The organism is Neorhizobium sp. 2083 (genome assembly GCF_031455615.1).
Taxonomy (GTDB): Bacteria; Pseudomonadota; Alphaproteobacteria; order Rhizobiales; family Rhizobiaceae; genus Neorhizobium.
In genome coordinates, this window is record NZ_JAVDTC010000004.1 from 503,710 (window position 1) to 517,041 (window position 13,332).

At 62.1% G+C, this 13,332-nt stretch carries 12 protein-coding genes; 8 read left to right on the plus strand and 4 right to left on the minus strand.

Translation table 11 applies throughout. The features are described from left to right. Positions 1 to 53 precede the first annotated feature (53 nt). Complete coding sequence (locus tag J2X76_RS18655; RefSeq protein ID WP_310218762.1) at positions 54 to 767, plus strand: PAS domain-containing protein; 714 nt, start codon at positions 54 to 56, stop codon at positions 765 to 767. Positions 768 to 770: 3 nt separating this feature from the next. On the opposite strand, the gene J2X76_RS18660 is transcribed toward J2X76_RS18655, so the two are convergent. The 3 genes from J2X76_RS18660 to J2X76_RS18670 form a co-directional block, all read right to left on the minus strand. Next, positions 771 to 1,127 (minus strand): VOC family protein, encoded by a 357-nt coding sequence (locus J2X76_RS18660; RefSeq protein WP_113129191.1) that lies wholly within the window; start codon positions 1,125 to 1,127, stop codon positions 771 to 773. Positions 1,128 to 1,136: 9 nt separating this feature from the next. Next, positions 1,137 to 1,544 (minus strand): SRPBCC family protein, encoded by a 408-nt coding sequence (locus J2X76_RS18665; protein WP_310218763.1) that lies wholly within the window; start codon positions 1,542 to 1,544, stop codon positions 1,137 to 1,139. A 67-nt stretch (positions 1,545 to 1,611) separates the two neighbouring features. Then, positions 1,612 to 2,388 carry a helix-turn-helix domain-containing protein gene (locus J2X76_RS18670; protein WP_310218764.1) on the minus strand — a complete coding sequence of 259 codons (777 nt, stop codon included), beginning with the start codon at positions 2,386 to 2,388 and terminating at the stop codon, positions 1,612 to 1,614. Positions 2,389 to 2,584: 196 nt separating this feature from the next. Here J2X76_RS18670 and gndA point away from each other — a divergent pair, with 196 nt between their 5' ends. Beyond that, positions 2,585 to 4,018 (plus strand): NADP-dependent phosphogluconate dehydrogenase, encoded by a 1,434-nt coding sequence (gene gndA / locus J2X76_RS18675; RefSeq protein ID WP_310218765.1) that lies wholly within the window; start codon positions 2,585 to 2,587, stop codon positions 4,016 to 4,018. Beyond that, positions 4,011 to 4,862: an MBL fold metallo-hydrolase gene (locus J2X76_RS18680; RefSeq protein WP_310218766.1), complete on the plus strand. Its 852-nt coding sequence runs from the start codon at positions 4,011 to 4,013 to the stop codon at positions 4,860 to 4,862. Before gndA ends, J2X76_RS18680 begins: the two co-directional genes overlap by 8 nt. A 9-nt stretch (positions 4,863 to 4,871) precedes the next feature. On the opposite strand, the gene J2X76_RS18685 is transcribed toward J2X76_RS18680, so the two are convergent. After that, positions 4,872 to 5,924, minus strand: coding sequence for a LacI family transcriptional regulator (locus tag J2X76_RS18685; protein WP_113129194.1), 1,053 nt, complete (start codon positions 5,922 to 5,924; stop codon positions 4,872 to 4,874). A 413-nt stretch (positions 5,925 to 6,337) separates the two neighbouring features. Between J2X76_RS18685 and J2X76_RS18690 the strand changes: the two genes are divergently transcribed. The 5 genes from J2X76_RS18690 to J2X76_RS18710 all read left to right on the plus strand — a co-directional run bounded on the left by J2X76_RS18690 (position 6,338) and on the right by J2X76_RS18710 (position 13,313). Continuing rightward, on the plus strand, positions 6,338 to 7,573 hold the full coding sequence (locus J2X76_RS18690; RefSeq protein ID WP_113129195.1) for an ABC transporter substrate-binding protein: 1,236 nt from the start codon (positions 6,338 to 6,340) through the stop codon (positions 7,571 to 7,573). A gap of 99 nt (positions 7,574 to 7,672) precedes the next feature. After that, positions 7,673 to 8,575 carry a carbohydrate ABC transporter permease gene (locus tag J2X76_RS18695; RefSeq protein WP_113129196.1) on the plus strand — a complete coding sequence of 301 codons (903 nt, stop codon included), beginning with the start codon at positions 7,673 to 7,675 and terminating at the stop codon, positions 8,573 to 8,575. A 10-nt stretch (positions 8,576 to 8,585) separates the two neighbouring features. Next, positions 8,586 to 9,503, plus strand: coding sequence for a carbohydrate ABC transporter permease (locus tag J2X76_RS18700; RefSeq protein WP_310218896.1), 918 nt, complete (start codon positions 8,586 to 8,588; stop codon positions 9,501 to 9,503). A gap of 5 nt (positions 9,504 to 9,508) precedes the next feature. Beyond that, positions 9,509 to 10,621 (plus strand): ABC transporter ATP-binding protein, encoded by a 1,113-nt coding sequence (locus tag J2X76_RS18705; protein ID WP_113129197.1) that lies wholly within the window; start codon positions 9,509 to 9,511, stop codon positions 10,619 to 10,621. Between the two features lie 259 nt (positions 10,622 to 10,880). After that, positions 10,881 to 13,313: a glycoside hydrolase family 2 protein gene (locus J2X76_RS18710; protein WP_310218768.1), complete on the plus strand. Its 2,433-nt coding sequence runs from the start codon at positions 10,881 to 10,883 to the stop codon at positions 13,311 to 13,313. The last annotated feature ends 19 nt before the right edge of the window (positions 13,314 to 13,332 follow it).

A 13,332-nucleotide genomic window follows, 5' to 3' on the forward strand; every position in this document is an offset into this window, starting at 1 on the left:
GTCGGTCCTCGGGAACGGATCGGCGACAATCTCCGGACGAGGGGGAGGCAGTTTTGGAAGCGTTGATCGATCTGTTCTGGTCAAAATATGCCGATCTTCGGCAGGCGGTGGAGCGTAACGACACGTCCGCCACCACCGCGCTCGATCGCGAACTCGATCCGCTTCTGCTTGCCATCTTTTCGAGCCAGAGCAAGGATTCCGCCAGCATCCAGGCGCAGTTCCGCTTCGCGCTCGATCTCCTGAACGAAGAGGCCGACGACCGCGGCTGCGTTCGTCGCAACGGACATTTGCTGCAGATGCTTGTCGAACGCTACGTCGTTCCAGAAACCGGTCTGTCGGCCAATCGCCGGCCGGAGCCGGAATCGCCCGAACATACGGTGATCGCCGATGCGACGGCCGACGGTTTTCTCGACGATGCGCTGCTCAACCGCATTTCCGACCGTATCGTTGTGATCGCCCCCGGCTATCGGATCTTCTATTCCAACGAAACCAACGCGCGTCGTCTCGACCTGAGCCGCGAGGAATTGATCGGCCGGTATTTCGCGGAATTCGTCGGTCTCCACCGTTTCAAGAACGAATTCAAGCCGAGCCTCGACCGTTGTTTCGCGGGCGAGAGCATTTCGCTGACCTATGCGGATCAGATCGACGGGCAGACGGTGGTGATCCGCTGCCGCATGTCGCCCTGCGTTTCCGGCTCGTCGCAGTTGATCGGCGCGCTCCTGGTGATGCAGGAAACCGCCGACCGCCGCCGTCGCCCGGCCGCCTGATTCTCAGCTGTCCGACCAGACGGCGAGTTCGTAACCCTGCCGATCGGCAAAGTGGAAGCGCCGCCCGCCGGGGAACGAGAAGATCGGCTTGACGATCCTGCCGCCGGCGTTCTCGACCCGCGCAAGCGCATCATCCAGATCGTCCGCGAAGAGAATGACGAGCGGACCGCCCTTGGCTGTTACATCCGTCGACCTCGCAAAGCCGCCCGTCAGCCTTCCGTCCTGGAATTCGCAGTAATCCGGTCCATAGTCCGTGAAGGTCCAACCGAAGGCCGAGCCGTAAAACGCCTTGGCGTCTTCGATCTTCTCCACGTTGAATTCGATATAGTCGATCTTGCGATCGGCTCCCCTGGTGCCCATCGGCCCCTCCTATTTCTTTTCTTCCAGCAGGTTTTTCAGTGCCTTGAGATCCTTGCGCACATGAGCGGCATCCGCTTCAAAGGCTGCGTCGTCAAGGTCGGGGCGCTGGAAAAGCGTGAACATGACTTCGGCCCCGTTGCCGTTCGGCACGACACGCAGCGGATTGTCGACGACAAGCCCGTTTTCCATCGTCACCGTGTGGTCGAGGATGCCGAACGGATTGTCAGGCGTGAAACGCACGCGCACCAGGCCGACCGGCCCGCCGTCGCCGATCCAGTCGTCGCCATCGCGGGTCAGCCCGGCGGCAAGGCCGGATGCCCAGAGCGGCATGTTTTCCGGACGGCTCGCGAAGGCGTAAACGTGCCGCCAGGGCCTTTCGATGCCGATATGGATGATGCGGGCGGGCAGGGTGGTCATCATGGCCTCCTCGATTTTCCGTTGGTCTATCCGAAGAGAAGCGGCGGTTCTTGAACAAAACGGACAATCAGCCGCAAAGCTGCCTGCGGATCTCGCCTGGCGTCAAAGTCGTCAATTCCTTCACGTCGCGCGTCATATGCGCCTGATCGGCATAACCGGCCTGAAGCGCGACAATCGCAAGGTCTCCCGATGCGGGCTGGCGCATCAGCTGAAGAAGGCCCTGCAGGCGAAGGATACGCTCGAGCGTCTTGGGGCCATAGCCAAAATGATCACGGCTGTGCCGGCGCAGCGTTCGTTCGCCGAAGGTTTTTCGCGCGGACCGTTCCGGAGAAGCGCCGGCGAGAGGGTCGAAAAGCAGCGAGTCGAAAAGCATGCCCATGTCGCTCTGCGGGTCAGCGGCCGCCGAGGCCTCGTTTTCGGCCCATATCCGCAAGACCGCCTGCCTGGCGATCGGGCACGTCTCTTGGGCAAGCCGTTCCTCGATCGTGCGGACGTCCTGTCGCAAATCCCCGAGCGGCACGGCCTGCCCGACCAGATCGCTCAAGGGGACATCGAGCCAGCGCAAGGCTGCCCCCGGCCTGAAACGCAGGCCAAGAACGGTTTCTCCGGCGGGGAGGGCCGGAAAGGCGGCTGTGCGGTCGGGGCCGATCACCATCAGTCGGCCGCCAGCCCAGATCAGGTCGGAGCAGCCGTCCGGCACGACCGCGACCGGCCCTTCGAACTCCTGTGGCAGCCGATGCGACCAGACCCTGCAAAACAGCTTTGCCAGCGGCCCGGTCGCCGGCCGCTCCCGGTAGGCGCCGGCACGCATGGCCAGAAGGGGCCTGGCCGTCCTCGTATCCATGGTCTCTTTCATGCCTCGTTTTGGCATCGGAACAGGGCGTTCACAAGGCGCGCGCACCAACGTCAGGCGGGGCTTTCCGCTCGCGGCGAACACGGTCTCGTGTCATGGAAATTTAATCGTTTAGCGTCGCCACCGCCTTGCCGTTGGCCTATATGAATGCGACAACACCCTCGAATCTCAATATGGAGGCACATCCGTGGAACAGGCAGAAATCGGCCTTATCGGGCTCGGCGTCATGGGCTCTAACCTCTCCCTCAACATCGCCGAAAAAGGCAACAAGATCGCCGTTTTCAACCGGTCTCCGGAAGCGACCCGCAAGTTCTACGCTGAAGCCGGCGAACTGCAGGGCCAGCTTATCCCCTGCGAGACGCTGGAAGAATTCGTCGCCTCCATCCGCCCGCCGCGGCCGATCATCATCATGATCAAGGCCGGCGATCCGGTCGACCAGCAGATGGAACTGCTGAAGCCCTATCTTTCTGCCGGCGACATCATGATCGACGCCGGTAACGCGAATTTCCGCGACACGATGCGCCGTTTCGACAATCTGAAGGACAGCGGCCTGACCTTCATCGGCATGGGCGTGTCCGGCGGTGAGGAAGGTGCCCGCCACGGCCCGTCGATCATGGTCGGCGGCACCGAGGACAGCTGGAAGCGCGTCGAAAAGGTACTGACCTCGATCTCCGCCAAGTTCAACAACGAGCCCTGCGTTGCCTGGCTCGGCGAAAACGGCGCAGGTCATTTCGTCAAGACCATCCACAACGGCATCGAATATGCCGACATGCAGATGATCGCCGAAATCTACGGCATCCTGCGCGACGGCCTCGGCATGAGCGCGTCGGAAATCGGTGACGTATTCGGCAAGTGGAACGAGGGTCGCCTCAATTCCTACCTGATCGAGATCAGCCAGACGGTTCTGAAAGCCGCCGATCCGATCACCGGCAAGCCGATGGTCGATCTGATCGTTGATTCCGCCGGCCAGAAGGGCACCGGCAAATGGTCGGTCATTGAAGCCCAGAACATGGGCGTTGCCGCGACCGCCATCGAAGCCGCCGTCGCCGGCCGCATCCTGTCGTCCCAGAGAACCGAACGGCTGGACGCCGAAAAGATCTTCGGCCTGCCCAAGGTCGCCGAAGCGCCGAAGGACAAGGCCGCCTTCATCGCCGATCTCGAAAGCGCGCTGCTGGCCGCCAAGATCGGCGCCTATGCGCAGGGCTTTGCGATCATGTCGGCCGCGTCTGCGGAATATGGCTGGAACCTGCCGATGCCGACCATCGCCAAGATCTGGCGCGCCGGCTGCATCATCCGCTCGGCCTTCCTCGACGAGATCACCTCGGCCTTCACCAAGGATCCGCATGTGGCCAACCTGATCGTGACGCCGGCCTTCGCGCAGATGGTCAAGGATACCGACGCTCCGCTGCGCCGCGTCGTTTCCTATGCCGCACTTTCAGGCCTGCCGGTTCCGGCGCTCGCCTCGGCGCTTTCCTATTTCGACGCCTATCGCCGCGGTCGCGGCACGGCGAACCTCATCCAGGCACAGCGCGACTTCTTCGGCGCCCATGGCTTCGACCGCCTCGACGGCGTCGACAAGCACCACGGCCCGTGGGGCAGCGGGCTTAGCGAATTTGCCTGATCGGCTCGTCCTTCTCGGAACCAAGGGCGGCCCGGCCATTCGGCCGGGCGGTCCGTCCCCGACGTCAACGCTACTCGATCTCGGCGGTCGTCGCATCGTCGTTGATTGCGGTCTCGGCGTTGCGCGCGGGCTTGTGGAAGCCGGCATGCCGCTCCGCGAACTCGACCTCATCTTCATCACCCATCTGCATTCCGACCATGTGCTGGAACTCGGGCCGCTCATCCATACGGCCTGGACGACCGGTCTGGACCATCCTGTGACGGTCTACGGTCCCGGCGGCACCGGAGCCGTCTGGCAGGGATTTCTCGCCTCGCTGGCCTATGACATTGCGACCCGCATCGCCGACGAGGGGCGGCCGGATCTCGAAAGCCTGGTGACCATCCACGAATACGGTCCTGGCCTCGTTCTGGAAACGGAGAGGCTGAGCGCGACGGCGCTGCGCGTCGATCACCCGCCGGTGACCGACTGTTTCGCGCTGAAATTTGAAAGCGGGAACCGGGCGGTCGTGTTTTCCTCCGACACGGCCTATTTTCCGCCCCTGGCGGATTTCGCCTCGGGCTCCGACATTCTCGTCCATGAAGCGATGTTGCCTCAGGGTGTCGAAAGCATCGTGTCGCGGACAGGAAATGGTGCAAGGCTGAGGGAACACCTGATCGCGTCGCACACGTTCGCGGCCGATGCGGGGCGGATCGCGACGGCCGCAGGCGTCCGGCGGCTTGCCCTCAACCATCTCATTCCCGCCGACGATCCGGCCTTCGGCGAGAGCGATTGGCGCGCGGCGCTTGGCGAGACGTTTTCCGGCGAGCTGATCGTCGGACGCGACGGGCTCGTCATCCCTCTCTGAGGGGAAGCCTCAGTCCTTCGGCGCCATTTTCGACCACGTGGGCTTTGCGACGCTCTGCAGCAGTTCCGGGCCGACGCCATCGATGCGCGCCATCAGGGCCTTGGCGAGTTCGCGCCCGGCCTGACGGATATCCTCGCTGACCGTATAGATCTCCGGACGGATCCAGTTGAGGAAATCGGCCGACTGTTTCGATACCACGTCGACGTCGTGCCCGAGTTTCCTGCCCGCCGCCTCCAGGCCGGCCACCAGCGCGATCGTCGCCGAACCGCTGATCGAGATGATGCCGTCAGGTGGCTCGACGGCGCGCATCATCCGTTCGGCATAGGTGCGGATTTCATCGAGCGGAGTTTCGCTGGTCACACGGCCCATCGGCACTTCGGTGGCGCCGAAATCGGCGAGCCCGCGTTCGAAGCCGATACGGCTGTGGACATAGAAGGAGAAACGGCTTCCCGGGGAGAGGAAGGCCAGTCGCCGCCGGCCTTTTTCCACCAGCTTCTGGACGGCCTGATAGGCGTAGGCCTCGTTGTCGTAGTCGTGATAGGGGTGGACGATCCCCATGTCGGAGCGGCCGTGGGTGACGAAGGGGAGGTTTCGCTCCGTCATCAGCCTGACCCGCGCATCGTCCGGCTCTATGCGCGAAATGATCACCCCGTCGGCCGAGCCGGTGTCGAGGATATAGCGCACCGGCACCATCGGGTCCTTCTGGAAGGAATGCGGCGTCACCACGAGGTGATATTGCGTACCGCCCAGAACTTCCGAAATACCGTGCACCATCTGGCTGGTGAAACCCATCAGCTCCTCGTCGATGCCGAGCACGAGGGCAATGACATTGGTCTTGCCGGTGCGCAGGCGCACGCCCGCACGGTTCGGCTGGTAGCCGAGCTGGTTGGCGACGAGGCGGACGCGTTCCTTGGTATCGGCGCCGATATCCGGCGCATCCTTCAATGCGCGCGAAACCGTGGTGATGCCGAGGCCCGTCATATAGGCGATCGTTTTCAAGGTTGGACGCTCGCGGACCGCTGTCTGCGTTCCGCCCGTCTTTGATCTTCCGCTGTCGTCCATTGTTTGCCGTCGCTGCCCGAGTCAGATCGCCACTATAAAGGGCCGAAGCTTGCCCGGAAACGTCGCGACGCCTCCCTTATCCTCACTCCAAATCAATAACTGAAACGATACAGGTAAAAAGTCGAGTGGAATTTTGATCAATTCCGAATTTCCATACTCCTGGGTTGTACAACGCATATGCGAAAAGGATTTGTGCGCACGCCAATGATTGGCGTCGTTATATCGGCCATTATCCCCGGAATTCTGCGTCTTGTTCCGCGGATTTGGCCTGGCTGTACCGTCGCCCAACTTCTGGAAATTCTTCTTTTGATTGTATTTTCTCGACTCCGGAATATTTTCTCGCAAAACGGGTTGCACGACAGAAGCGATTGGCCTACGTTTTTACGGCAACGTTTCAGTGAGGGAGGAGACTCATGAATATTCGTGCTATCGCGGCCGTATTGGCTGCAACCGTGGCGCTGCCGCTTGGTGCGGCTCACGCCACCGATCTCGAAGTGACGCATTGGTGGACGTCGGGAGGCGAGGCCGCGGCTGTCGCAGAGCTCGCCAAGGCTTTCAACGCGACCGGAAACAAATGGGTCGACGGCGCAATCGCCGGCTCCGGCGGCACCGCCCGCCCGATCATGATCAGCCGTATCACCGGCGGCGATCCGATGGCCGCCACCCAGTTCAACCATGGCCGCCAGGCCGAGGAACTGGTTCAGGCCGGCCTGATGCGTGATTTCACCGACCTCGCCAAGAAGGAAGGTTGGGACAAGATCGTACGCCCCGCCGGCCTGCTGAAATCCTGCACTTTCGAAGGCAAGATCTATTGCGTGCCGCTCAACATCCACTCTTGGCAATGGCTGTGGCTTTCCAACGACGCCTTCAAGAAGGCGGGCGTTGCGGTTCCGAAGAACTGGGACGAATATGTCGCAGCGGCTCCGGCGCTTGAAAAGGCCGGCATCGTACCGCTCGCGGTCGGCGGCCAGGCCTGGCAGTCGACCGGCCTGTTCAGCGTGCTGACGGTCGCGATCGGCGGCAAGGAGATCTACCAGAAGGTCTACGGCGACAAGGACGCGAAGGTCGCGGCCGGTCCGGAAATGGCCAAGGTGTTCAAGGCTGCCGACGACGCCCGCAAGATGTCGAAGGGCACCAATGTCCAGGACTGGAACCAGGCCACCAACATGGTGATCACCGGCAAGGCCGGCGGCCAGATCATGGGTGACTGGGCGCAGGGCGAATTCCAGCTGGCCGGCAAGAAGGCCGGTGTCGACTATACCTGCCTGCCGGGCCTCGGCGTCAACGAGGTCATCTCGACGGCTGGCGACGCCTTCTACTTCCCGGTCCTCAAGGATGCGGCAAAGACCAAGGCACAGGAAGCGCTCGCCTCGACGCTGCTTGACGCCAAGACCCAGGTCGCCTTCAACCTCAAGAAGGGCTCGCTGCCGGTGCGCGGCGACGTCGATCTTGCGGCCGCCAACGACTGCATGAAGAAGGGTCTCGAAATCCTTGCCAAGGGCAATGTCGTCACCAGCACCGACCAGCTGATCACGCAGGATACCCAGAAGCAGCTGGAAGACCTGATGTCGCAGTTCTTCGCCAATACGTCGATCACGGCCGAGGAGGCCCAGAAGCGCTTCGTCGCGATTTTCTCCAAAGCCGGTTGATCCGACCGACAGCGATCCAACAGCCGGCTCCGCGTCCGAAAGGGGCGGGGCCGGTGGTGGCTTGCTTCCGGCAGCCTTTGCCATCCAGAGGAGTTGACCATGGCGGCGCACACTCAGCCCGGCCGACCCAACCAGTTGTTCCGCAATCTCAATTCGAAGATTGCCTCGATCCCGATGATGCTGACGGCCGTGGTGATCTTCCTCGGCGGCACGATCTGGACCGTCGTTTATTCCTTCACCAATTCCAAGCTCCTGCCGCGCCTGTCCTTCGTCGGCCTGGACCAGTATGAGCGGCTCTGGGATACGCCGCGCTGGATCGTCTCGATCCAGAATCTGGCGACCTACGGATGCTTCTCGCTGATTTTCAGCCTGACCATCGGTTTCCTCCTGGCGGCCTTGATGGACCAGAAGATCCGGTTCGAAAACACGTTCCGGACGATCTTCCTCTATCCGTTCGCGCTGTCCTTCATCGTCACCGGCCTTGTCTGGCAGTGGATCCTCAACCCGGAATTCGGGGTACAGTCGGTCATCCGCTCGCTCGGCTGGACGAGCTTCACCTTCGATCCGCTCTACAATTCCGATATCGTCATCTACGGCATCCTGATCGCCGCGCTCTGGCAGGGGACGGGCCTCGTGATGTGCCTGATGCTCGCCGGGCTTCGCGGCATCGACGAGGACATCTGGAAGGCCGCGCGCGTCGATGGCATCCCGATGTGGAAGACCTATCTCTTCATCATCATCCCGATGATGCGGCCGGTCTTCGTCACCACGCTTGTCATCATCGCCAGCGGCATCGTCAGGATCTACGACCTCGTCGTGGCGCAGACGAGCGGCGGCCCCGGCATCGCCTCCGACGTGCCCGCCAAATACGTCTACGACTACATGTTCTTCGCCCAGAACCTCGGCCAGGGCTTTGCAGCATCCACGATGATGCTGCTCGCCGTTGCCATCATCATCGTGCCCTGGGCCTATCTCGAATTCGGAGGACGCAAGCGTGGATAAGTCGCTCACGATGCCGACCATATCCGGCCAGGCCGGCTCCCGGCTGGAAGCCGGTCCGCAGGGGAAACGCCCCCGCAAAACGCTCTCGTCGCGCAATATCATCGTCTACGGTGCGCTCGGACTGGCGGCGCTCTATTATCTCGTGCCGCTCTACGTGATGGTCGTCACGTCGCTGAAGGGCATGCCGGAAATCCGCCTCGGCAACATCTTTTCGCCGCCGATGGAGATTACCTTCGAGCCCTGGGTGAAGGCCTGGGCACAGGCCTGCACGGGCCTCAACTGCGACGGGCTTTCGCGCGGCTTCTGGAATTCGGTCCGCATCACGGTGCCGTCGGTGATCGTGTCGATCGCGATCGCCTCGGTGAACGGTTATGCGCTCGCCAATTGGCGGTTCAAGGGTTCGGAAATCTTCTTCACGATCCTGATCGTCGGCGCCTTCATCCCCTATCAGGTAATGATCTATCCGATCGTCATCGTGCTGCGCGAAATGGGCCTTTACGGCACGCTCTACGGCCTGATCCTTGTACATTCGATCTTCGGCATGCCGATCCAGACGCTGCTGTTCCGCAACTATTTCGTCTCGCTGCCGGAAGAACTGTTCAAGGCGGCGCGCATCGACGGGGCAGGGTTCTGGCAGATCTATTTCCGCATCATGCTGCCCATGTCGCTGCCGATCTTCGTCGTCTCGATGATCCTGCAGACCACCGGCATCTGGAACGACTTCCTGTTCGGCGTGGTGTTCACCCGGCCGGATACCTATCCGATGACCGTGCAGCTCAACAATATCGTCAATTCGGTTCAGGGCGTGAAGGAATACAACGTCAACATGGCGGCGACGCTGCTGACGGGTGCGGTTCCGCTGATCGTCTATTTCGTTTCCGGCCGGCTTTTCGTCCGCGGCATCGCGGCCGGCGCAGTCAAAGGGTAAGCCTGATGCTCAACAATGTTTCCGCGCGCACGCAGAGCAGCGTTTCCATCCGCGAACTGTCGCTGTCCTTCGGCTCGGTCAAGGTGTTGGAAAACCTCAATCTCGATATCCATGACGGCGAGTTCCTGGTCCTGCTCGGCTCGTCTGGCTGCGGCAAGTCCACGCTGCTCAACTGCATCGCCGGGCTTCTGGAGCCAACCGAAGGGCAGATCTTCATCAAGGACAGGAACGTTACCTGGGAAGAGCCCAAGGACCGCGGCATCGGCATGGTGTTCCAGTCCTACGCGCTCTATCCGCAGATGACGGTCGAAAAGAACCTCTCCTTCGGCCTGCGGGTCGCCAAGGTTCCGAAGGACGAGATCGACCGCCGCGTGGCGCGCGCCTCCGGCATCCTGCAGATCGAGCCGCTCCTCAAGCGCAAACCCTCCGAACTCTCCGGCGGCCAGCGCCAGCGCGTCGCGATCGGCCGTGCGCTGGTGCGCGATGTGGACGTCTTCCTGTTCGACGAGCCGCTGTCGAACCTCGATGCCAAACTGCGCTCCGAACTGCGCGTCGAGATCAAGCGGCTGCACCAGGCGCTCAAGAACACGATGATCTACGTCACCCACGACCAGATCGAGGCGCTGACGCTTGCCGACCGCATCGCCATCATGAAGAGCGGCGTCATTCAGCAGCTCGACGATCCGGTGACCATCTACAACCGGCCGAAGAACCGTTTCGTCGCCGGCTTCATCGGCTCGCCGTCGATGAACTTTTTGACCGGCGAACTGGCGGAGGAGGGTGGCCATACCGTCTTCAAGACCAATGGCGTCAGCTTCTCGCTCGACGGTTACGACGCTTACGGGCCGCTGAAGGGCGGACGCAAGGTCATCCTCGGCGTCCGTCCGGAGCACATCAAGGTGGATGGTGACATTGCCGGCGGCGAAGTGCACGAGGCGATCGTCGATATCGAGGAGCCCATGGGCGCCGACAACCTGCTCTGGCTGAAGCACGCTGGCCACGTGATGTCGGTTCGCATCGGCGGCGCAAGGCGTTATGCCGTCGGCGCCAAGGTGCGCCTCGCCTTCGACATGAGCATGGCTTCGCTGTTCGACGCGGGAACGGAAGAGCGCATCTGATGTCAGACGGCAGGTGGATTCGCGAGGGCCGATTACGGTTGGGCTATTTAGCGTCGCGGCAGGCGATACCCCCCTCTGTCCTGCCGGACATCTCCCCCTCAAGGGGGGAGATCGGCTGGGCGCATGCTCACGATTCCCGTCGCCAACATCGAGTATGGCGATACGCCGCTCCGGGTCTATCTCCCCCCTTGAGGGGGAGATGTCCGGCAGGACAGAGGGGGGCTGACACGGCACGCCGTGAATTTTGCGGGCTGGTGCAATGACCACGATCGACCTGTCCGGCTCCTGGCAGCTCGCCTCCGCCGATGGAACGCATCGCACCGAGATGCCGATCCCGGGAGACGTGCATGCCGCGCTGAAGGTAGCGAAGATCATCCCGGACCCGTATTTCGGCCGCAACGAGAACGATGTCCAATGGGTCGCGAATACGGACTGGGTGGTCGAACGCCAGTTTACGCTCGATGATCCTGCCGGCTCCTGGTATCTCGACATCACCTATCTCGATACCGTCGCGACCGTCTTCGTCAACGATATCCCGGTGCTGCAGGCGGACAACTGCTTTCGCCGCTACCGCCCGGACGTATCGAAGGCGCTCAAATCCGGCGAGAACACGATCCGCATCCTCTTCCGCTCCAGCATCGCCGAAGCTGCGGAGCGGCAGGCGCGCCAGCCGTTCTACATTCCCTATTCAACGACCAATTCCCCCATCCCGAACGGCAACATGCTGCGCAAGCCGCAGTGCCATTTCGGCTGGGACTGGAATATCGCGCTGGCGCCGCTCGGTCTCTATGGCGAGATCGCGCTGAAGAAGCTCGAAACCGCCCGCATCGAACATGTCGTCACCAGCCAGAGACATCAGGCGGGCGAGGTCGATCTCATCGTCACGGTGACGCTTTTTGCCGAGGGGCAGGGCGTGCTGCCGGTGTTCTTTTCGTTCGGCGACGAACGGGTCCGGCTCGATTGTGGCGTGCGCGCCGGCGAGACGGTTATCAGCCACGTCTTCCATGTCGAAAACCCGAGGCTCTGGTGGCCTTCGGGCAGTGGCGAGCAGGTTCTTTACGAACTGAAGGTCGGCACCCCGACAGAATCCGTCACCCGCGGGATCGGTCTCAGGACCGTCGAACTGCTGACCGACCCGGACGAGGCCGGCAGCCGTTTTGCTTTTCGCATCAACGGCCGGGAGATCTTCTGCCGCGGCGCCAACTGGATCCCGGCGGATGCATTGTTCTCGCTGTCGAGCCCAGAAAAGACCGAGGACCTGCTGCGCTCCGCCGTCGACGCCAACATGAACATGATCCGTGTCTGGGGCGGCGGCTTCTACGAGCAGGACTGGTTCTACGATCTCTGCGACCAGCTCGGCCTGATGGTCTGGCAGGATTTTCAGTTCGCCTGCAACCTCTACCCCTCGACGCCCGACTTTCTCGAAAACGTCGCAGCGGAAGTCGATTATCAGGCCCGCAGGCTGATCTCGCATCCCTCCATCGTGCTCTGGTGCGGCGACAATGAACTGGTCGGCGCACTGACATGGTTTCCGGAATCCCGTGAGAACCGCGACCGTTACCTCGTCTCCTACGACCGGTTGAACCGTGTCATCGAACAGGCGCTCGACAAGGCCGCGCCCGACGCCATCTGGTGGCCGTCCAGCCCCGCGTCGGGCTATCTCGACTATGGCGATGCCTGGCATGCGGACGGTTCCGGAGACATGCATTACTGGTCCGTCTGGCACGAGAACAAGCCGTTCGACAATTACCGGTCGGTCAAGCCCCGTTTCTGCTCGGAATTCGGTTTCCAGTCCTATACTTCGCTGCCGGTCATCGAGACCTATGCGGCGCCGAAGGACATGAACATCGCCTCGCCGGTCATGGAGCATCACCAGAAAAATGCCGGCGGCAACGAGCGCATTGCCGCCACCATGTTCCGCAATTTCCGCTTCCCGACCGATTTCGCCAATTTCGTCTATCTGAGCCAGGTGCAGCAGGGACTGGCGATCAAGACGGCCGTCGATTTCTGGCGCTCGCTGAAACCGCACACCATGGGGGCGCTCTACTGGCAGCTCAACGACACCTGGCCGGTCGCCTCCTGGTCGAGCCTCGATTACGGCGGCAGCTGGAAAGTGCTGCATTACATGGCGCGGCGCTTTTTCCAGCCGGTCGCGATTGCCGCGATCCCATCCGGGGACGGTCGGGAAATCCGCTTCTCGCTCGTCAACGACACGACCGGGGACGTGACGATAACGCTCGACCTGTCGCTCCTGACGCTCAAAGGCGAGCGCCGCCCGCTTCGCAGCGTCGCCGCCGTCTGCACGCCGGATGCCGCTGTCACCGCATTGAGCTTGCCGACCACAGATATTCCCGACGGCATGATCCTCGCCTGGAATTTCACCGCTTCGAACGGCATGCACGGCGACGGCCATCATGTCCCGGGCAATTACAAGGCTTTGGAGCTTGAACCTGCCGGCCTCGAGCTTATCGTGTCTCCGGGCGGTGACGGCGGTTTCGATCTCGATATCGCCGCGCGGGGGCTTGCCCTTTTCGTGCTGGTCGAGAGTATCACGCCCGGCCGTTATTCCGACAACGGCTTCGATCTCGCCTCCGGCGAAAGCCGCAGCATCCGCTTCACGCCCGCCGCACCGACGGACGCGACCCCGCAATTCCGCATCTACGACCTCTATTCCTGCCAGGCAGCAGGCTAAGGTCTTTATCAAGGGAGGA